The 19,444-nt window shown below is 57.9% G+C and carries 21 protein-coding genes and 5 pseudogenes; 16 read left to right on the forward strand and 10 right to left on the reverse strand.

Annotated elements, in window-relative coordinates:
• Window positions 1-77: 77 nt before the first annotated feature.
• Both AACY49_RS26490 and AACY49_RS26495 read left to right on the forward strand, forming a co-directional pair.
• Entirely contained in the window at window positions 78-839 is a 762-nt protein-coding gene (locus AACY49_RS26490; protein WP_320390949.1) for a LuxR family transcriptional regulator, read from the forward strand.
• Between the two features lie 92 nt (window positions 840-931).
• Window positions 932-1,873: a proline iminopeptidase-family hydrolase gene (locus AACY49_RS26495; RefSeq protein WP_258696235.1), complete on the forward strand. Its 942-nt coding sequence runs from the start codon at window positions 932-934 to the stop codon at window positions 1,871-1,873.
• Between the two features lie 52 nt (window positions 1,874-1,925).
• On the opposite strand, the gene AACY49_RS26500 is transcribed toward AACY49_RS26495, so the two are convergent.
• Window positions 1,926-3,641: an amidase gene (locus AACY49_RS26500; protein ID WP_339527337.1), complete on the reverse strand. Its 1,716-nt coding sequence runs from the start codon at window positions 3,639-3,641 to the stop codon at window positions 1,926-1,928.
• Between the two features lie 154 nt (window positions 3,642-3,795).
• Window positions 3,796-4,737: a LysR substrate-binding domain-containing protein gene (locus AACY49_RS26505; RefSeq protein ID WP_339527338.1), complete on the reverse strand. Its 942-nt coding sequence runs from the start codon at window positions 4,735-4,737 to the stop codon at window positions 3,796-3,798.
• A gap of 154 nt (window positions 4,738-4,891) precedes the next feature.
• Between AACY49_RS26505 and AACY49_RS26510 the strand changes: the two genes are divergently transcribed.
• Complete coding sequence (locus AACY49_RS26510) at window positions 4,892-5,305, forward strand: tautomerase family protein (RefSeq protein ID WP_339527339.1); 414 nt, start codon at window positions 4,892-4,894, stop codon at window positions 5,303-5,305.
• Between the two features lie 468 nt (window positions 5,306-5,773).
• Here AACY49_RS26510 and AACY49_RS26515 read toward each other — a convergent pair whose 3' ends face one another.
• Window positions 5,774-6,793 (reverse strand): LacI family DNA-binding transcriptional regulator, encoded by a 1,020-nt coding sequence (locus tag AACY49_RS26515; protein WP_339527345.1) that lies wholly within the window; start codon window positions 6,791-6,793, stop codon window positions 5,774-5,776.
• 207 nt (window positions 6,794-7,000) lie between these two features.
• Between AACY49_RS26515 and AACY49_RS26520 the strand changes: the two genes are divergently transcribed.
• The 5 genes and pseudogenes from AACY49_RS26520 (at window position 7,001) to AACY49_RS26540 (ending at window position 10,422) form a co-directional block, all read left to right on the forward strand.
• Complete coding sequence (locus tag AACY49_RS26520; protein WP_339527340.1) at window positions 7,001-7,924, forward strand: TIM barrel protein; 924 nt, start codon at window positions 7,001-7,003, stop codon at window positions 7,922-7,924.
• Window positions 7,925-7,950: 26 nt separating this feature from the next.
• Window positions 7,951-9,120, forward strand: coding sequence for a Gfo/Idh/MocA family protein (locus AACY49_RS26525; protein WP_339527341.1), 1,170 nt, complete (start codon window positions 7,951-7,953; stop codon window positions 9,118-9,120).
• Between the two features lie 144 nt (window positions 9,121-9,264).
• Entirely contained in the window at window positions 9,265-9,777 is a 513-nt protein-coding gene (locus tag AACY49_RS26530; protein WP_339527342.1) for a hypothetical protein, read from the forward strand.
• Between the two features lie 53 nt (window positions 9,778-9,830).
• Window positions 9,831-9,980 (forward strand): annotated as a pseudogene (locus tag AACY49_RS26535) (glutamine cyclotransferase); the annotation flags it as partial.
• A 271-nt stretch (window positions 9,981-10,251) separates the two neighbouring features.
• Window positions 10,252-10,422 carry a hypothetical protein gene (locus tag AACY49_RS26540; protein WP_339527343.1) on the forward strand — a complete coding sequence of 57 codons (171 nt, stop codon included), beginning with the start codon at window positions 10,252-10,254 and terminating at the stop codon, window positions 10,420-10,422.
• A gap of 29 nt (window positions 10,423-10,451) precedes the next feature.
• Here the strand turns inward: AACY49_RS26540 and AACY49_RS26545 are convergent, their stop codons facing one another.
• Window positions 10,452-10,721 carry a hypothetical protein gene (locus tag AACY49_RS26545; protein ID WP_258696228.1) on the reverse strand — a complete coding sequence of 90 codons (270 nt, stop codon included), beginning with the start codon at window positions 10,719-10,721 and terminating at the stop codon, window positions 10,452-10,454.
• A 527-nt stretch (window positions 10,722-11,248) separates the two neighbouring features.
• On the opposite strand from AACY49_RS26545, the gene AACY49_RS26550 reads away from it, so the two are divergent.
• Together AACY49_RS26550 and AACY49_RS26555 are read left to right on the forward strand one after the other, a co-directional pair.
• Window positions 11,249-12,325, forward strand: a complete 1,077-nt coding sequence (locus tag AACY49_RS26550) for a hypothetical protein (RefSeq protein ID WP_258696227.1) — start codon at window positions 11,249-11,251, stop codon at window positions 12,323-12,325.
• Between the two features lie 16 nt (window positions 12,326-12,341).
• Window positions 12,342-12,695, forward strand: a complete 354-nt coding sequence (locus AACY49_RS26555; RefSeq protein WP_258696226.1) for a DUF1428 domain-containing protein — start codon at window positions 12,342-12,344, stop codon at window positions 12,693-12,695.
• A gap of 13 nt (window positions 12,696-12,708) precedes the next feature.
• Here AACY49_RS26555 and AACY49_RS26560 read toward each other — a convergent pair whose 3' ends face one another.
• Window positions 12,709-12,903, reverse strand: coding sequence for a hypothetical protein (locus tag AACY49_RS26560; RefSeq protein ID WP_007938782.1), 195 nt, complete (start codon window positions 12,901-12,903; stop codon window positions 12,709-12,711).
• A gap of 125 nt (window positions 12,904-13,028) precedes the next feature.
• Here AACY49_RS26560 and thpR point away from each other — a divergent pair, with 125 nt between their 5' ends.
• The 4 genes from thpR to AACY49_RS26580 all read left to right on the forward strand — a co-directional run bounded on the left by thpR (window position 13,029) and on the right by AACY49_RS26580 (window position 15,898).
• Window positions 13,029-13,568, forward strand: coding sequence for an RNA 2',3'-cyclic phosphodiesterase (gene thpR / locus AACY49_RS26565; RefSeq protein WP_258696225.1), 540 nt, complete (start codon window positions 13,029-13,031; stop codon window positions 13,566-13,568).
• Between the two features lie 298 nt (window positions 13,569-13,866).
• On the forward strand, window positions 13,867-14,415 hold the full coding sequence (locus AACY49_RS26570) for a cupin domain-containing protein (protein ID WP_258696224.1): 549 nt from the start codon (window positions 13,867-13,869) through the stop codon (window positions 14,413-14,415).
• A gap of 367 nt (window positions 14,416-14,782) precedes the next feature.
• Complete coding sequence (locus AACY49_RS26575) at window positions 14,783-15,232, forward strand: hypothetical protein (RefSeq protein ID WP_258696223.1); 450 nt, start codon at window positions 14,783-14,785, stop codon at window positions 15,230-15,232.
• 156 nt (window positions 15,233-15,388) lie between these two features.
• Window positions 15,389-15,898: a hypothetical protein gene (locus AACY49_RS26580; RefSeq protein WP_258696222.1), complete on the forward strand. Its 510-nt coding sequence runs from the start codon at window positions 15,389-15,391 to the stop codon at window positions 15,896-15,898.
• A 138-nt stretch (window positions 15,899-16,036) separates the two neighbouring features.
• Here the strand turns inward: AACY49_RS26580 and AACY49_RS26585 are convergent.
• The 4 genes and pseudogenes from AACY49_RS26585 to AACY49_RS26600 all read right to left on the reverse strand — a co-directional run.
• Window positions 16,037-16,438: pseudogene (locus tag AACY49_RS26585) on the reverse strand (methyl-accepting chemotaxis protein); the annotation flags it as partial.
• 107 nt (window positions 16,439-16,545) lie between these two features.
• Window positions 16,546-16,671 (reverse strand): annotated as a pseudogene (locus AACY49_RS26590) (fructose-bisphosphate aldolase); the annotation flags it as partial.
• 90 nt (window positions 16,672-16,761) lie between these two features.
• Window positions 16,762-17,334 (reverse strand): hypothetical protein, encoded by a 573-nt coding sequence (locus tag AACY49_RS26595; RefSeq protein WP_258696217.1) that lies wholly within the window; start codon window positions 17,332-17,334, stop codon window positions 16,762-16,764.
• 77 nt (window positions 17,335-17,411) lie between these two features.
• A pseudogene (locus AACY49_RS26600) lies at window positions 17,412-17,903 on the reverse strand (alpha/beta fold hydrolase); the annotation flags it as partial.
• A gap of 2 nt (window positions 17,904-17,905) precedes the next feature.
• Between AACY49_RS26600 and AACY49_RS26605 the strand changes: the two are divergent.
• A pseudogene (locus tag AACY49_RS26605) lies at window positions 17,906-18,331 on the forward strand (polymorphic toxin type 44 domain-containing protein); the annotation flags it as partial.
• The gene (locus tag AACY49_RS26610; protein WP_339527344.1) at window positions 18,309-18,731 is read left to right on the forward strand and encodes a hypothetical protein; all 423 of its coding nucleotides are present in this window, start codon (window positions 18,309-18,311) and stop codon (window positions 18,729-18,731) included. The pseudogene AACY49_RS26605 and the gene AACY49_RS26610, both read left to right, overlap by 23 nt.
• A gap of 47 nt (window positions 18,732-18,778) precedes the next feature.
• Here AACY49_RS26610 and AACY49_RS26615 read toward each other — a convergent pair whose 3' ends face one another.
• Entirely contained in the window at window positions 18,779-19,072 is a 294-nt protein-coding gene (locus AACY49_RS26615; protein WP_258696213.1) for a fructose-bisphosphate aldolase, read from the reverse strand.
• Between the last annotated feature and the right edge of the window lie 372 nt (window positions 19,073-19,444).

Here is a 19,444-nt window from a genome sequence, read left to right on the forward strand (position 1 = left end):
ATCTGGCAGTCCCTCGCGGAGGCGTGGCATTCTACGTGCTGAATTTCAGGATTGAAATTGTTTAGGGAGCACAATGGATGCAGACCAAGCTATCAGACCTCAATCCCCGTCTGTTATCGGGCAAGAGCCTGGATGAGCAGATGGACAGCGCCTTGCTCTTGGCCAACGAGCTGGGCTTTGATGCCTTGGTGTACGACTACAGCCCGGTGCCGCTGGACCACGAAGGCAAGTTGATCACGCCCTCGGTGCTCAAGCTGCGCAACACTCCAGCCGATTGGCATACGCGTTGGTGTACCGAGGGTTACTATCAGATCGACCCTGTTCAGCAGGTGGCACTCAATTGCGTTTCACCCTTTGTCTGGTCCTACAAGCCCGGGACTGACACCCTGCTGGAGCCGGTCATCGGTCAGTCCCATGCACCTGTGGTGAGCTATCTGGAAGACTTGCAGATGACCTGTGGGGTATCGGTCCCGATTCATCTGCCCAGAGGCGGTTTTGCTTCCTTGACGGGGCTGCGTATCGGTAGCAGCGCCAGCGTCCTGCGCGATGCCCGGCAGACCCTGGCAGATTTCAGCCTGATTTCCCACGCCTTGCAGGAAGCGGCCTATCCGTTGCTGGGCAAGGAGGCTCATTCGCCTCCCATTCACCTGACCAAGCGTGAACGCGAGTGCCTTAAATGGGCGGCTGAGGGCCTGACCGGCGCAGAGATTGCCGACCAACTGAATCGCTCATTGGCCACTATCACCCTTCATCTGACCTCGGCCATGCATAAACTCGGTGCCAAGAACCGGGTCCAGGCCGTGGTTCGGGCCACCCACTATCGGTTGCTCGATAGCTGAAATAGGGCAAAACCTATCTATTTCTCTAGTTATGTCGAAGGTCTGATCCCGCTATCGTGTGCCGTACGGTTTTTCAGGGAAGGCACGCAGAAATGGAATCTATCGGAATACGCGAAGGCTTCGCACCTTTTGGTCTTTATCAGACCTGGTATCGCGTCACGGGTCACTTCGACGGTAAGAGCACGCCACTGGTGATTCTGCATGGCGGTCCGGGCTGCACGCATGATTACGTCGACGCGTTCAAGGACATCGCCGCGAGTGGGTATCCAGTGGTTCATTACGATCAACTGGGTAACGGCCGCTCGACCCACCTACCGGAAAAAGACGCCTCATTCTGGAACGTAGCGCTGTTTCTCGAGGAGCTGGACAACCTGCTGGATCATCTGGAAATCAGCGACAATTACGCGCTCCTGGGGCAATCCTGGGGCGGCATGCTCGCCAGCGAACACGCCGTACGGCAACCTGCGGGGCTACGGGCCTTGATCGCCGCCAATTCCCCTTCGGACATGCGTGTCTGGGTTCAGGAGGCCAACCGTTTACGAAAGCTACTGCCCGCCGGCGTACATGAAACATTGCTGGAGCACGAACAGGCCGGGACTTTTCAAGCGGCTGCCTATCAGGAAGCTTCAAGGGTTTTTTACGACAACCATGTATGTCGCGTCATTCCCTGGCCCGATGAGGTGGCGCGTACTTTTGCCCAGGTCGATGCCGATCCCACCGTTTACCACGCCATGAGCGGGCCGACGGAGTTTCATGTGATAGGCAGCCTGAAAGACTGGACCATTGTCGACCGCTTGCAGCACATCAACGTACCGACGTTGGTGATTTCCGGTCGCTACGATGAAGCAACACCGACGGTGGTCAAACCCTATCTGGAGAAGGTCCCGAACGTGCGTTGGGCGTTGTTCGAGCACTCCAGCCATATGCCTCATGTCGAGGAGCGGGTCGGCTGCATAGGGACGGTGGTGAGGTTTCTGGATGAGTGCGTGAAGGGGGACGGCTGGCAAACACCTGTTGCCGCCGCCCGGCTCTGACTTGCCGTTACCGAGCGGGATTGGAGCGTGTGCTGCCCCAATCCCACTATTTCTATTTTTTGCCGCCCGACAATGATGGGGTTCGAGGAGGGATCAAACGCTTCGCCCCCGTCGACTCAAACGCCGAAGCCAGGCGAAGCAGCGTCGAATCGTCATAGGCACGCCCGGCAAAGGTCAGCCCGACGGGCATGCCGATGTCTGGCATGACGCCCATCGGCACAGTGACCGTGGGTACCCCCAGGTGGCGGATGGCGAGATTGCCGTTGGCGACCCAGATGCCGTTACTCCACGCGATATCCGCAGACTTCGGATCGACATCGGCATTCGCCGGCCCAACGTCGGCTACTGCCGGGAAGATCACCGCGTCGAGCCCCAACCGATCCATCCATTCCTCCAGATCGATTCGGCGCGTCCGTTCAAGGCCGCGTAGTCCGTCAGGCACCGTGGTGATCTGGTCCCAAGGGGTGATGCCGCGTTCGGCCATCCGCACATATTCGTCCATACCCGCGGCCAGTTCGCCCTCGCGATTGGGTAGAGTCCCCGGATCGTGCGGGAAAATCAGCGGCCCGTTCACGTCGACCAGGCGATTCAGTTTTGGATCGCCGTTGGCCCGCAGGAAATCGTCGAACGCCCAAGCCGTCAGATCCCACAATTCATGGTGAAGGAACTCTTTGGACACCAGGCCCCGGTTAAACACCGTCGGTGCACCAGGACGATCCCCCTCGCAATTGGAGACCAGCGGGAAGTCGACCTCGACCACTTCGGCACCGGCCGCTTCGAGTGCCTTGCGAGCCTCCTCCCATAGCCCGATCACTGAGGGGCGGGTGTTGATTCGCTGGCCCGTCGGCCCACCGATGCCAGGCGCATCGCTGGTGCCCGCATCGAGATCCGCATTGATGTACATGCGGGGAACGCCGAAGCGCTTTCCTGCGAGCGCATCGGTATTGGCGGCCAGCGACCCGTAGGAAGCGGGACGCACCGAAGCGACACTCGGAATGGGCACCCAGGGTTGCATCCGCCACAGATCACCCCGTGTGTCGGGATCATCCGCCACCACCACATCGAGCACCTCGAGCAGGTCCGCCATTGTCCTGGCATACGGCACGACAACGTCCATCGTCGGCGTCAACGGCCAGTTGCCGCGCACCGAGATCACCCCGCGCGAAGGCGTATAGGCGCACAGGCCATTGTTCGAGGCAGGCCCGCGACCGCTTGACCAGGTTTCTTCCGCCAGGCCGAATGCCGCGAAACTGGCGGCGGTTGCCGTACCGGCGCCGTTCGATGAGCCCGATGCGAAAGGGGCAGTGAGGTAGCCGGCGTTGTAGGGGCTTTCGGCACGGCCGTATACCCCGCGCTGCATGCCGCCGTTGGCCATCGGCGGCATATTGGTCTTGCCCAGGCAGATCGCGCCGGCGGCGCGAAGCCGTTCGATGGTGAACGCATCGCGATAAGCAATCAGGCTGGCGAAGGCGGGACTTCCAGAGGCAGCGGTCAGCCCCTTCACCAGATAACTGTCCTTGGCCGTATAGGGGATGCCATCGAGCGGCCCCAACGTTTCGCCCCTGGCCCGACGGGCATCGGCCGCCTGCGCTTCCTTGATCGCATCGGGGTTGCGAACCACCACCGCGTTGAGGGCGGTGGGCGTGTCGGGTCCGTCGTAGGCATCGATCCGGGCGAGATATGCCTGGACCAGCTCCACCGCCGTTGTCTGGCCCGATTCGAGGGCAGCACGCAGTTGGGCAATGGAAACCTCGGTGACTTCGATCATGCTGTTACCGCCGGCTGCTGATGGGGGGCGCGGTGAATGTTTCCATTACGCTGGATTTTGGGCTCAGAGACATCATTTCTCTCAAAATGGGGTTTCATATCGGTTCTCGTTGCACTGCATTACGCGACAGTATCGGAGAACCCATGGCCCTCTGTCATTCGCCGAACACTTCTGCGTTCTGAAACTGATGAGGCGGTTGACCGTAGAGAGAGCCTGGGAAACTGTCCTGTTCGGCCTGGCACGCCAGCCAGGTGCAGAACAGGTCCAGCTTCTTGTTGGGTTCCGGACTTCGCCTGGCAATATAGGCGTAGTGACTTTGGTGGAAACCGAACGGTGCCAGTAAACGGCCAAGACGAATGTCGTCGGCCACCAGATGCCAAGGGGCGACACAAATCCCCAGGCCGGCAATCGCCGCCTCCAATGTGAAATAGTAGTGCTCAAACTCCGCACCGGCCGGCGCGGTAGCCTGATATCCAATCGCATCACTCCAGCTGGTCCAGGCATTCGGACGAGTCTTGGTATGGAGCAGCGGATGCAAGAAAATGGAATCTAATTCGGTGAGTTGGATTCGCGCGGATAACGCGGGTGATAACACGATGCCCAACCTTTCAGGAAACAGCAGGAGGGTATTCTTTTGACCCTCAACGGCCCCCTGCTCGGCAGTGATCATCACGTCATATCGGTCTCGGTCAGGATCGGTGGTGTGGACAAAGGAATTCAAGCGAATCTTGATATCAGGGTACTTCGCATTGAAATCGAAAAGACGGGGTATCAACCACTTGACCGTAAACGTGCTGAAGCAAGACACGTCCAGAATACCCGTCGCAGTATCTCTGATTCGGCCTACGGCGGCCTCGATCCGATCCAGCGCAGCCGTCAAATCCGGCAGGAGTTCTTTCCCGGCAGCGGTGAGCTGCGGTTTGTTTTTCGGCCCCTCGAACAGTTCCACCCCGAGACTCAGCTCTAACTGGCGTACCTGGCGACTCACTGCTCCGGGCGTGACAGAAAGCTCATCGGCGGCAAACGTCATTTTGCCCAGCCGGGCAGCGGCCTCGAAAGAGCGGAGTGCATTCAATGGGGGGAGACGACGTTTCATCAAGTGACTTTAACTCAATTACTTCGGGCGCATAAATCGATTTCCAACCCCATCACGGTTTTGGAGAATCCCCTCACTGTCCGCATGCCTGGTTACCTGTCCAGGGTTGTCGGGGTGGTAAGCGCCTATCCAAAATAAATTGAGAGAGTCTCACATGCCATTCGTTCGAACAGCCGTCATCAAAGGCACTGGCCCGCAGCAACGCCAGCGCATCGTCGACGGCATACACCAAGCGCTGGTGGATAGCATCGGTATGCCCCAGGATGAACTGTTCAATCTGGTGGTGGACTACGATCCGGAGCAATTTTTTTACAGCCGTACCTTTAATGGCGTCGCGCGTTCCGACCAGTTGATAGTGATTGAAATAACGATGCGTAGAGGTCGCAGCGATGCGATGAAGCGGGAGCTATACAAAAAAATTGCGGACAATCTTGGCGCTCGAGCACAGGTTCGCCCGCAAGACCTTTTCATCTTCATGCATGAAAACGACTATTCAGACTGGTCGGTGGGCTCGGGCAAGTTTGCAATGGAGTTAGTGCAACAGCTCGGTAATACCTCTGCCGTGTAAGTCAGCTAACGCAAGGCACCACTCCACCCGTTATGGTGGAGTGCTTCGAAACTGAGGAGGGGTTCGGTCATCGCGTCAGTCCTGCATGAATGATCTGGACCTGTCTGAGATAGCTGTTGCAGACGCTCTCCAGAAAAAACCAAAACCTGCAGACGCGAGCATCGTGAGCAATGAGCTGCTGAAAGCTTAGCCTACTGTTGCTGTGCGCAAGTTTCGGTGAGCGGAGCTTGATGAACCGAACTGGACAACGCGGGCTACTGACCCGCTTGACAGGGTGAAGTAAGCCATACCGATTTGTGTACCTTTGCGGCAGTTGAGGTAGATAACCGCCTGTTTGGCGCAATGCTGCTCACTTAAGCAATTTCAGTCGCGACGCATTCTTTGTAGCAGCTGCCGAACGCAGGCTTCGCCAGCTGCTACAAAGAGTACGTCGTACCTGGGAATAAGGGGGCTGTCGACAGTCCGCCACTAAACACTTTCAGCCACATCAATCTGCAACGAAAGCATGAACTTCGTTGCACTGTCCGACGATGGGTCTATCGCCGCGTCCACCATGGCCCTGACCGCCGTTTGCGCCAGTGCCTCGACAGGATGCGACAGCACGGCTTGAACGATGCCGTCACGCAGGGCCGCCCGGGTGATGGAGGTCAAGTCGTGGCACACTACCACGGGCAGCGCGATGTGCTGGGTTTTCAGTTCGCGCAGGGCGTTGATGACCCCCTCGATACCGCCGCCAGCGACATACAGGCCGACCAGATCAGGCTGGCTGGTCAGAAGATCGAGCGTGCCGGCATAGGCGAATTCCTCATCCTCCAGGGTCAGGCGTGTCGCCAGCAATTCCCAATCCTGGGGTTGTTCCGACAAGAAAGAACGCCAACTCATTTCGCACAGTTCCTGGCACTGAAAGCGCTGAGTGCCGACCATCACGGCCACAGGCCCCGGTTGCGCTGCCAGGTGCTTGATGAACCAGCCGGCGGTACGGCCCATGGCGCGGTTGTCGACACCGACATAACCGGCACCGGCCGAGGCGCTCAGCTCGGACACAAGAGCGACCACGGGAATACCGGCCGCTCGCAGCTGCGCCATGGCCTCGCGTACGGCCGGATGATCGGCGGCCACCACACCCAGGGCATCGACTTCACCTTGCAGTTTGAGGATGCGTTCTGCGGTGGCGGCCGGGGCCAGGTCGTCGATGTAGTGGATCATCACCCGAACCTGAGCCCGAACACTGGCCGTCGCCGCATCGGCCAAGGCCTTGGCCAGTCCCTGATAAAACGCCACGCCACGCTTTTGCAGCAGAAACCCCAACCGCACGGTCGGGCGCTGCTGCAATACCCGTTGCTCGATCACGTTACGCCCATAGAAGCCCAATCGAGCGGCGGCCTCGGCAATGCGTTGCGCGGTATCGGCACGCACATTGGCCCGCAGGTTCATCACCCGGTCCACGGTGGACAGGCTCACCCCGGCGGCCAGGGCCACGTCTTCCATGGTTGAACGACGGCCGACCGGGTTGCCGGCTTCTGACAAGGAATGCTCTGACGAAGAATGCTCTGACATGAAATGAAAGCCTATCTGAAACTTTTGATGGGTTTTGACAGGTATCGCCGAAGGACTATAGCAGCCGTGGACCTGCCCGCCTTAGGATTTCTGCGAGCGAAACAACGCCACTCATAACAATAATCAACGGAGCCTGACATGACCCTCCACATCTCCACCGCGCCTTGTTGCTGGGGCGTAGACGACGTCAACAATCCTCATCTGCCGGCGTGGCAACAGGTCCTTGGCGAAGCGGCGCAAGCGGGGTATCGCGGCATCGAATTGGGGCCATACGGTTACCTTCCACTGGATGCTGTGGCGGTGGGCTCGGTACTGGCCGAACAGGGCTTGCACGTGGTGGCCGGCACGGTGTTCGACGACCTGGTCGACCCCGCCAATCTGCCCAGCCTGCTGAATCAAACCCGAAATATCTGTGCGTTGCTCAAGCAATTGCCGGCGATTCCATTGGAGCCGGGGCAACGCTTTGCCATGCCTTGTCTGGTGGTCATCGATTGGGGGCATGAGGAACGCGATTACACCGCCGGGCATTCTGATCGCGCACCGCGTCTGGCGCCCGATACCTGGCGCGGCATGATGGCCCACATCCGCGCCATCGCTGAGCTGGCATGGACGGAATACGGCATTCGCACGGTGATTCATCCGCACGCCGGGGGCTACATCGAGTTCGCTGACGAACTGGCCCAACTGGTCGAAGACATCCCCTGTGAAGTGGCCGGCCTGTGCCTGGACACCGGCCATCTGTACTACGCCGGCATGGACCCGGTGCAGACCCTGCGTCAGTACGCGGACCGCCTGGATTACCTGCATTTCAAAGACATCGATCAGGCCGTGTTCGATCAGGTACTGGGCGAACACATCACCTTCTTCGCCGCGTGTGCAAAAGGCGTGATGTGCCCGATCGGCCAGGGTGTCATCGACTACGGCGCCTTGCGCGAGCTGATCACCGAGATCGGTTACCAGGGCTACATCACCGTCGAGCAAGAACGTGATCCACGTAACGCCCATGGCAGTCTGTGCGATGTGGCTGCCAGCCGTGCCTACCTGTCTCGGGCAGGTTTCTGAATTCCCCTCATGCGAAGGACTTATCGATGATCAATGGCAGCAAGCGTATTCCTCAACCGATCCGCTGGGCGATGGTGGGCGGTGGGCGTGACAGTCAGATCGGCTACATCCATCGTTCGGCGGCGCTGCGCGACCAGTCGTTTGCACTGGTGGCCGGCGCCTTCGACCTGGACCCGCAACGCGGTCGGGAGTTTGGTGTGCAGCTGGGGGTCGACCCCGAGCGGTGTTATGCCGACTATCGCAGTCTGATTGAAGGGGAAGCGGGGCGGGCGGATGGCATCCAGGCCATTTCCGTGGCGACGCCCAATGGCACCCACTTTGAAATCACCAAGGCCGCTCTGGAAGCGGGGCTGCATGTGGTCTGTGAAAAACCGTTGTGCTTCACCCTTGAGCAAGCGCGAACCTTGAAGGACATCGCATTTTCCCGAAACCGGGTGGTAGGGGTGACCTACGGCTACGCCGGGCATCAGCTGGTCGAGCAGGCGCGGGAAATGATCGCCCGGGGCGATTTGGGCGAGGTGCGCATGGTGCACATGCAGTTTGCCCATGGTTTCCACTGTGAAGCGGTCGAGGCGCAGAGCGAGGCGACCAAATGGCGGGTCGATCCGCGCTTCGCCGGCCCCAGTTATGTGCTGGGAGACGTAGGCACTCACCCGCTGTACCTGTCGGAAGTCATGCTGCCCGACCTCAAGATCAAACGGCTGTTGTGCTCGCGTCAGAGCTTTGTCAAAAGCCGCGCGCCGCTGGAGGACAATGCCTACACCTTGATGGAATACGAAGGCGGGGCCATGGGTAGTTTATGGTCAAGCGCGGTGAACGCCGGCTCCATGCATGGCCAGAAAATTCGGGTGATCGGCTCCAGGGCCAGCCTTGAATGGTGGGACGAGCGGCCAAACCAGTTGTCATTCGAAGTCCAGGGCCAACCCGCTCAGGTGCTGGAGCGCGGGATGGGTTATCTGCATCCCCATGCGTTGCTTGATGACCGGATCGGTGCCGGGCACCCGGAAGGGCTGTTCGACGCCTGGGCCAACCTCTATTACCGCTTCGCCCTGGCCATGGATGCCGCCAACCGCGGCGATCATGAACAACTGGCGACGCTGCGTTATCCGGATATCAATGCCGGTGTCGAAGGTGTGCGCTGGGTCGAACGCTGTGTCCATTCCGCGGACCTTGGCGGGGTCTGGGTCGATTACTGAGTCACGGACGCACAACTCTGTGGCGGGGGGGCTTGCCCCCGTTGGGTCGCGAAGCGGCCCTAAAACCGGCGTGCGGCTGCGCAGTCGTGAGATAGACTGATCAGCGAACATCGGACGGTGGGGGGGGCAGGTGGCGCGATTCACATGGATTCGCTGATCACCGCAGCAGCGCAGGCGCTCGCGACGGGTGATCCCCTCGGCGCGCTGAACCGCACAGCCCTGCGCAACGACGCACCTGCACTCGCGCTTCGAGGCATCGCGATGGCGCAGCTGGGCGACCTTGTGCGAGCAAAGGCGCTGGTGCGTAGCGCAGCGCGAGCCTTTGGTCCGAAGGAGGCCATGGCCCGGGCACGGTGTGTCGTCGCCGAGGCCGAGATCGCGCTGGCCTCGCGTGACCTTGGCTGGCCGGCGAAATCGCTCGACGCCGCGCGAGAGATACTTCAGGCCCACGGCGATTGGGTCAACGCCGCTGATCGGGCCGAGCGTGCCGCGCAACGCGCGGACATCCCGGCACTCACCGCCGAGGTCGAAAGTGCCTCGCGCATCCTCGACACGCCGGCGGCTCGTCGGTATCACTCACCCGGCGTCCGGCGTTGTTCGCGCTTGCCCGAGCGTTGGGTGAGGCATGGCCTGTCGACGTGCCGAGAGAAATGCTGATTGTGCGAGCCTTTCGAATGAAGCCCGTGGATGAATCCCATCGCGCACGGTTGCGCGTCGATCCGGCCACGGGCGAGGTCTTGGAGAGTGTGCAGATGTCGGCGGGCGTCGGGGTGTCGGGGCTTGAGTTCGATGGCCACGATCGGTTTTTCTGTGGCGGCGGCAATAGCGGGAAGGTGAGGGCGGTGCGCCGGCCTAAATGAAAGGCTGCGGCTATAAAACGGTGTTGTATCAAGACTCTTGCAGAAGCAGCGAGCGTGACTGCCACAGTTTGAGAAAGGCTTGGGGCCGCGCCGCAGCAAGGAGGGTCGGCAATCGCCTGTAGGGCCGGCCCCTGAAAACGCTGTGGAATATGAGTCCTTTCCGATACAACCATTACCCATTCTTTACACTGGTTCGGTGCTCAAAGCCCGGTAAACACTGTCTGAAAGGGCGAGAAAGGTTGTTTTTCTCGCCTAAACAGAGAGTGAAGTGATGATGTTGAACAAAGTTGTAAAAATGGCGGTGGTCGTCGCCTTGTTGTCGTCCCTGTCCGGCTGCTGGATGTTCTTCCCGCCGGGTGGTGGTGGTGGTGGTGGTGGTGGTGGTGGTGGTTTTGGCCATCCTGGAGGTTTCGGTGGTGGTCCCGGTGGCGGCCCGCGCTGACCCGCCATCAACCCGCATTGCCCATCCTGTCAGAAGGTGAACGCTTGTGCCGACCGTGACGGACGCTGAGTCATTTCAGTCTCCAGCAGATGCTCAACCAGCACGTCATTCAAAAAGCGGAATTGATCGTTGAGCCCGACCACTTCGTTACTGAAGTGGTTGGTCGCTGCCGGCATCAGCAAAGTCTCGAAGTGCTTGTCGAATACCAATGCGAGCGCTTTGCGAGAAACGACCTGCTGCGAATAGTAGTTGCTGCCGAACACCGGAAAGCTGAACGCGAGGCTGACGGAATAAATCATGATGTCGACTCCTCGGTTTGACCGCTATCCAGCACGAAGCGGGAAAACAGGGTCAGGGTCACGGCCGTCAGGGCCAGGCAAGTCAGGAGATGGATCAACATGGTGTGCCCCTCCGATGCGGGGTGTGAGTGGCGATGGGTTGATCCTGCGCCTGACGGTTTTTTTGCGGAAGGCATTCGCGGCGATGGTGAATATCGACGTGGATGATGGTGGCAACAGAAATCGGGATTCTGGTGATCCATTGTGGCGAGGGAGCTTGCTCCCGCTCGGCTGCGAAGCAGTCGCAAAACGGACTGTTGCGATCTATCTGAATCACCGCGGTGGCAGGTTTTGGGGGCGCTACGCGCCCCAGCGGGAGCAAGCTCCCTCGCCACAGGTGCGATGTTTGCCTTCGAGCCTGCAATGAAATTTTTGAGGGCGCCATCACTCTTCCTGACGGACGGGCCCCGTCCCCGACCTATACTCAAATCAGTACGTTCTTGAGCGCCGAACACTCCGTCCGACGCAGACTGTAGGACCCCGCGATCTTGAACCTGCGTTCGCTGATCGTCGCTGTGTTGGTGGTACTGGCGGGATGCGTCACGTCTGCGCGTGCCCCGGTAGCCGTGGCGCCGGTGATAGTTTCCCAGAGCACCTGGCAGCAGGTGGACCAGGAAATTGTCGCGGCTTCGCAGCAGGCCACCGAACAGGCCAGGGTCTACGCCCGTGGGTCCATGGAGCACTGGCGCACGCGGGTTCACGAACAGACCGAAGAAGTCTTCATTCCGTGGTTCAGCAGCTACTGGACCCAGGAATGGCTATCGTTGAAGGTCAGCTGGTACGCCATCAGCGCCGGGGGCGAACAGGATGCCTCGGCCAAACGCCTGGCGGCCTATCTGTTGGAACAATATCACCGGAAAGTGCTGAAACCGGTGGCGGTAGAGATCGATCCCGACGAGATCCTCGGGCAGGCGACAGCGTTTTACGTGCAGCAGCTCGGCCAGCAACTTCAGGTCATCTCCCAGCGTCATGGCGTGCCGATGGCGCAGCTCAACGCGCGTGTCCAGAAAGTTCCGGCGATTGCGTTGGGCCCGCCGCCTGCCCGTGACGCTTCGCTGTATCAGGTGGTGCACAGCGAGCCGCTGAGTACGCTGCCGGCCTACGCGGCGCTGATCGACAAGATCCACGCGGCGGGCGGTGAGAAGGGCATTGCCTCGACGGACGCCGGCATGGCGCCAGTGGCCAAGCGCGCCAGCCAACGAATGGAAGCCGAAATGGCCCCGCGCGGCGCGGCCAGTGCCGTGGCGGCAGCGGCGGGGAAACTGGCCGGGGCGCTGATTTCCGTGGGGGTGGCGGGGGTGCGCGCGATTATTCAGGCCAACGACCGGCCCGATAGCGAGGCGCTGATCCGCAGTAGTCTGGGTGATTCATTCGACAAGGCGTGGTTGAAGCTGGTGCAAAACCCCACCACTGGCGTCATGGCCGGAACGCTGTACATGGCCGGGAAAATCGAGGGCAGCCTGGCCCAGCCTGTCGCACAGCCCGTCGAACCATCGGTCGGCCTGGGTGCGGGATCTGTCGATTGGAGCGACGCCGAATCGACTACCCAGCAGATCAACCCATAACCCGAGGAGAACGATCATGGCTTACGTTGATGGCTTCGTCGCGGCAGTACCCAAAGCCAACCGCGAAAAATTCAAGCAACACGCGGAGTCCGCCGCCGCGATTTTCAAGGAAAGCGGCGCACTCAGCCTCGCCGAATGCTGGGGCGACGACGTGCCCGATGGCAAAGTGACCTCGTTTCCCATGGCGGTAAAACTCAAGGAAGACGAAACCGTGGTGTTTTCCTGGATCGTCTGGCCGGACAAGGTCACCCGAGATGCCGGCATGGCGAAATTCATGAGCGATCCGCGGATGCAGCCGGACGTCAATCCGATGCCGTTCGACGGCCAGCGGGCGATTTTTGGCGGTTTCGATATGCTCGTCAAAGCCTGAAGACGCCGCAGGATCACTCAGGCGTCGGGGTGGTCCTGCAGCTTTTGCGGTTGCGAATCTCGCTGTCCGACGGCCGCTCCTTGATGAACTCGAAGCGCGGCTCGCCTTCGTTGTAATGAACCAGCCAGCCCCATTCCAGCTCGGACTCATCCTGGCCGGGCTTCGGTGGTACGGCCCACCATGGCTCTTTGCTGATGACCTGACGCATGGCGCCCTCCCGTCGATTCGGTTGCTTCAACTATAACGCGCATGCCGGCAGCTGCCAGAAATGCGCTTGCTGGCGTGGTATCCCTTTGTAAAATCAAAGGGTCCCCGAGCCTTGAGGTGCCAGACATGAGCGATGAAACCCGTGAGCCGTTCAAGCGGCTGTTCTTCGCCTTGAACTGCGCCCCCGAACAACGCCGGGCCATCGCCCAATGGCGCAGCGCGCTGGGGCTGAATGTCGGGCGCCCGGTGCCAGCGGAAAACTTTCATCTGACCCTGCTGTTTCTCGGTGCGGTGGGTATGGCGCAGATAGCGGGTATCTGCAAGGCCGCCGCCAATGTCCGCACGTCTGGCGTGCCGTTGACGGTGATGCTTGATCGACTGGACGTCTGGCGTCGGTCCGGGGTTTTGTTGCTGGCGCCCGCGCAGGCAGCACCGGAGTTGCTGCGGTTGGTGTATGCGCTGGAGCAAGCGATGTTGCCGTTCGGTTTTGAAGACAGCCGCCGGGAATTTCGTCCGCATTTGACCCTGATGCGCGACTACCGGGCGCCGGTTCCTGAATCCGCTACGCCGCCAGAGTTTTTTCTGCGTGCTGATCGTTTCACGCTGTTCGAATCCCATAAAGGCCGGTATCGGGCGCTGGCCGAATGGCCGCTGGTTTCTTCATAGGCCCACAAAAAAAAGCGCCCGAAACTCAGCTTGACCGTGCAGCGGTGGGTCAGTCACTGTTGATGTTGAATGTGATGGCCTCTTCGCGAGCAAGCCCGCTCCCACAGTTTCAGCACTACGACCAGTGCCAACGGCCGTTTTATCCAGCCGCCTATCGAACCTGCTGAGCAACACCAACAAACGTGATTTAATACCCGCCTTCCACGGTTCCTGGACGGGAAACGGCGTGATCCGCGGCCACCAGTCGCCCGCCACCCACCCCCCATTACCCCTTAAGTCGTTCTCACATAAGGCTGTCATGGACACGGGCTCACGACTCAAATTAGTACGCGAAAGCTACAAGCTGTCCCAGCGCGAGCTGGCCCGGCGTAGCGGCGTCACCAATGCCACCATCTCCCTGATCGAACAGAATCGCGTCAGTCCCTCCGTCAGCTCCCTCAAAAAACTGCTCGAAGGCATACCCATGTCTTTGGCAGATTTCTTCACCTTCGACCAACCGCCTCGCGAGCATCAATACGTGTTCCGCGCTAATGAACAGCCGGATCTGGGGCGTCATGGGTTGCGGCTGTTGTTGATCGGGGCTTCGGTGCCGAGTCGGCAGATGCGGCTTTTGCGCGAGCAGTACGCGCCTGGGGCCAGCTCTGGTGAAGAGCCGATCGTGCATGCGGAAGGGGAGGAGTGCGGGCTCGTAACCCGTGGCACTGTTGAACTGACGGTGGATGGGCAGATCAGTGTGTTGAATGCCGGGGATGGGTATTACTTTCCGACGACGCTGCCGCATCGGTTTCGCAATATTGGGGCGAATGAGGCGGAGATTATCAGCGCGAATACGCCGGCTAACTTCTGATATCTGAAATAGACGTAAACCTGTAGCAGCCTTCGGAGTTGCTACAGGAGTTCTTAAAAGTAAATGGATTTTACTTCATGACCGCACAACGCATTCGCCCCCCCCCTCGCACTCTGCGTCTTCCGTCACGATGGAAAGATACTGGTCAACGAAGCTTACGACCCCATCAAAAAACAGGTAGGCGAAAAGAGGGTGGATCTATTTACTTAAAAAGTAGACTTGTCATCTTTTCTTCGACACGTTCTGAGTGGGGGGCAAACTGCGACGCCCCTCATGTGTATAGATGACGACATGATAAGTGCCATCCCTGCTGGCCACGTTCGGCAGCAATTAACGATAATGATGTACACAAACAAGGAGAGGTTATATGAGTAAATTTGGTATTGGCGCTGCTTTAGCAGTGGTTGCTTTGCTTGCGGGGGGCTACATTTTGTACGGCTCGATCCATCAACCGCTGGTCGAAGATGTAGATGTCAGCCTTTTGGGTGAGGGTAAATACTACGTATTTGAACGAAAGCTGGGGCCTGAGAAGTACTCGGGGCACTTATATGTTAAAGAGCAAGGCACATCGGAATCAGGTGAAAAGCCGGAGCTTAAAACTTATCAGTTCGAAGGTTTCTACACAGATGCAGGTTTTAAAGGACCTGTCACGCTTAATCGCTATGTGGTTTTTAATGTGACAGAAGGTGAGTGCGAAGGGTGGAAGTTCCCGCTTTACGAGGGTTCGAACGGTGCAAAAGTCCAGTTGGGCTTTTCGTTAGAACCACCTTGCACTGACAAAATAAAAGATTCAGATCACCTGACTTTTATTCAGTAGTTATGCAGTTTGGTGGGTGTGAGGAGTGGGTTTTTCGCACTCGTGTAAATCAGTGAATTTGTGGTGAGTGAAGTGAGGGGCGGATCGGTTTGTACGGATCTGCCACCTCTTCATTATGCTTTGTTATGTCTATGGCTGTATGCTGAGGAGCCGTAAATGTGGTGGGATGTAGTAGTAATATCGGTAAAAGTGATAATTTCCATATGGTTGATTTCATACCTTCTTCGCCCCTTTCTTCCTCATTGGTATAACAATGTTGCTGAAGTAATCGGTTATAGGTTGCTTGGTGTAATCCTTGTTGTTCCTGCTTTTACCAAGCGTGCCTGGATAGTTTCGTCATCCATAATGTATTATTTGGGAATGTTTTCAATATTGGGGCTGCTTATTGCAGGTGCATTCCTTTTTGGATATACATTGTTGCTCGAGCTGGGTGTGAGTTTTCCGGAACTTTGGCCCTGCTACTTTATATTAGGCAAGGTTGCTCAGAATAAAACAGCTTGGGCTGGAGCCACCACGGTCATTGCTACAACAGTCGCGATCGGCCATATGTGGAATCTCAGAATAAATTCAACAAAGTTTTATGAGGAAATGAAAAAATTTGCGAGGGAGGAGCGTGAGGCTAAAGAAGCGCGGCGCCAAGAGCAAAAGAACAGATCACTTTTCTAAGATTAAAAACGAAAAAAAGGTGACAGATCTATTTGATAAATAGACCTGCCACCTTTTCTTTCACTATCAAGCTGAAACGCATCAAACCACTCCGCCGATGGAGTCCCCATGGGTTGACCACAACACCGCACAATGCCCCTACGACTTGAAGCGCCCCACCAGCCCGTTCAGTTCATTCGAGAGGTGCGACAGCCGGCCTGAGTCTTCTTGCGCGGAGTTGGCCAGGCTTTCGACTAGCCGCGCCTCGTCGTAGATCTGCTGGATATGCCGATTGATCTCTTCGGCCGCGCTGTGCTGTTCGTCCGCCGCCGTCGATATCTGCAGGTTCTGATCCCGGACTTAATTGACCGACAACTGGATGCGTTCAAAGCTGTCACGTGCGCTCTCGATCGAGCACACGCTGGCACGCGACAGGTCCAGGCAACTGTCCATCTTCTGCGAAACTTCCTGGCTCTTGCTGCCGAGCGTGTTGAGCAACTGGTCGATTTCCCCGGAGTCGGACGTGCGCTTGGCCAGGGCCCGGACCTCATCCGCGACCATCAGTGTGAACGCTGATCAAGAGGCTTCAATCTTCATGCCGCAGCTTTGGTGAGCTGATTCCTGTATCAGCTCAAATCAGCTCACCAAGATGCTGGTCGGGCAGACGCTTACGGCGTATCGAACCCGCGCTGTTCAATCACCTGAAACACATCGCTCACGTCCTGCTCCAGGATCCGGGCGATGTTGGTGACGGTGTTGATATCGTTTTCGGCGTAGTCAGGGAGGCTGGTGCATAACGAATTACAGCTGGAACCGCCTCGAAAGGCTCCGCTCCTGAGCAGAAATGGACGGGCTTATGTAGCTGGAAAATAGCCCCGTCATCTTTACACCAAAACGTTCCAAGTGGGTTTTGGAGAAACGGCGACGGCCCCTGATGTGATATCGACGACGACATGATAAATGCCATCCTTGCCGCGCCCGGCGTAACCCTTTCGTACCGCCTCGGCATTGAACATGACGACTCGATAGGTTACGTCGGGAGCTTTGGAGCGCAACTTATTCAGAGCCGAGCTTTTTTTATTTTGGAAGAAGGATGGTGCAACGTTGAAAGCTTCTCCCGCCAGGCTCACGCCCGTCGAACTTGCATAGATATCAAAGTCGTTGTGGTTTTCGTTTCCAAACTCGACGGTGTACTCGTCGAAGGGAAAGTGCTTGTCCTTAAGCAGGGCTGCAACACCGTGAAGAATCACAAGATCGGACATGATCCGGTTGGCGGCCTCGAATAACGATACGCCGGGGTAAGGCCCATGACCCAGGCGATCGCGTTTCATTGAAAGCATTAAGGGCAAGCCGGTTTTTCCTGCAATCGATTGTCCGATAACGGCCAAATCACGATAAAAAACCTCCGTTATGGCATCGATATTCGCTAGCGTTAGTTTTCGAATGGGTTGTTGCATATCCGTCTCTGCGGGTATTCGGAGCAAGTTAAGCTAGGGATTTGTTGGCATGAAGTCCAGAAACCAATGCCCCTCCGTTACTGCGTGATGAAGTCACGAATCGCTCGAACAGTCTGCATTGGCGCTTCTTCCATCAGCCAATGTCCTGCCCCCGGAATCACCACTTCCGTGACCTTGTTCGCCGCATTGCGCATTACGATCGCTTCATTGCTCCCAAAGGATTTTTCACCGCCGACGGCCAGCACCGGCATCGTCAGCCGAGTCGCCATCGAAGCCTTGTTGTCCGCTTCATCCTGACGAATGCTGCGGAACTGGGCGAAGGCTGCGCGCATGGCGCCGGGGCGGGTGTAGAGCGCGGCGTAATGCTGGCGGGTTTCTTCATCCACCTTGCTGGGGTCGCCCGCGAACTCGTTCCAGAACCGGTCCAGGTAAATGCGCTCACGACCGGCGACCAAGCGCTCAGCATCCGGGCCGCCAAAGTCGAAATGCCAAATCATCGGTGAGCGGACTATGTCGTTCCAGGGCGGGATGCCCGGCACGGGCGCATCCATCACCACCAGACGATCGGTGCAAGCCCAAGCTGAAAGCTCTATTTGGCACCTTCTGGCACAAGCAAGGGAAGTACATGTACTTCTACGATATCTGGTCGAATATCCATTATGGATATGTCGGAATCATCGGCGGACTATCTGAAAGCGTGTTGCTGGACGGCGCCGGGGCTGAGCAAGTCGTCTCGGATACCCTGAGGAAGGGCGAGGAGTGGATAAAAAAGCCCCGAGAGGATTGGAAACTGCCCGGTCCCCACGCAACAGCCAGTCCATGGACAGAGTTACGATCATGGGACGACGTTGCTGATAGGGTATCTATCAGTATCGGCGTGAAGCTGGCCAACGAGCACCCCAACGGTGGGGTAACAGCGAAGATGATCATGGATGAAGTATTGGCAATAGCACCAGAAAACTGGGGAGAAGGGATTGACGACCACGTATGTGAATAAAGGACGATCTGGATGTGCGTGGTTGTTGTGCATTCCGTTGCTCCCAATATTGTTCTTTGTAGGACAGACCATTCTTGAGCCGACAGTAACGGTTCATTACGCCGAAAACGGCAAGGAAGAACTCAAGTACATCTGGAACGTGCAACATCGGATATACAAGGGACGGATGCAGCCCGGAGGTGGTACGTCGGATAACGGCTTTATATTTCCAGACGAAGACTTTTTCATGCAGTTGGATTGGTGGGGCGACAAGGGGCGTCATCATTGTGTGAGCATCACGCCAAAATGGCCGAACACCGACATCTATCTCGACTTGAACGGGAACATCGACACCGAGAAAGGAGTCGGGACAGATGAAGACCGCTTGGATCAGTGCAAGGGGGATCTAGCGAAGCCATAGGCTGAAAAACCCGCAGCAATGCGGGTTTTTTTACGACTCGAATCTGGTCACTGCCCCTTAGGCGTATCGAACCCACGCTGTTCAATCACCTGAAACACATCGCTCACGTCCTGCACCATGATCCGGGCGATGTTGGTGACGGTGTTGATGTCGTTTTCGGCGTAGTCAGGGAGGCTGGTGCAGGCCATGAGGTTGAGGTATTTGAGGACGGCGTTGAGGCGTTCGCTGAGGCAGCTGTGGAGTTCGCGCAGTGGGGCGTCGGCGTCGATGAGGAGGACGGGGTGGTCGGTGGCGAAGTGGGACATGGGGGTGTAGCGACGGAGCGGGTTGTTCGTGGTCATTGGTAGTTCTCTAAGCAAGTAAATAGAGGTGCCACCTTTTCGCTGCGAAACAATTGGGTGGCAGCTGTACGCGGGTTCGCAGACCGAGAGATGACCTAAACCCGGCAGACTCGAAAGTCTCCCACGCACAACCGCCATGAAATGAAACGCGGGCGAATTTTGCCAGAGTTTTCATTCGACGGTGAAGGCCATCTCTTCTTGGGGCTGCGAAACCCTATCGCCAACCGATGTCAGCGACAGACCCATGCAGTGGTCAACTAATTCCGGACACCTCGATAGGAGGTTTAGACGCCATTGCCCGTTCGTAAACGGTCGGTGGCAGATATCCCAGTTTCGAGTGCAGCCGCTCGTTGTTGTAAAACCCAACGATGT

Source organism: Pseudomonas sp. EL_65y_Pfl2_R96 (assembly GCF_963970905.1).
GTDB lineage: Bacteria > Pseudomonadota > Gammaproteobacteria > Pseudomonadales > Pseudomonadaceae > Aquipseudomonas.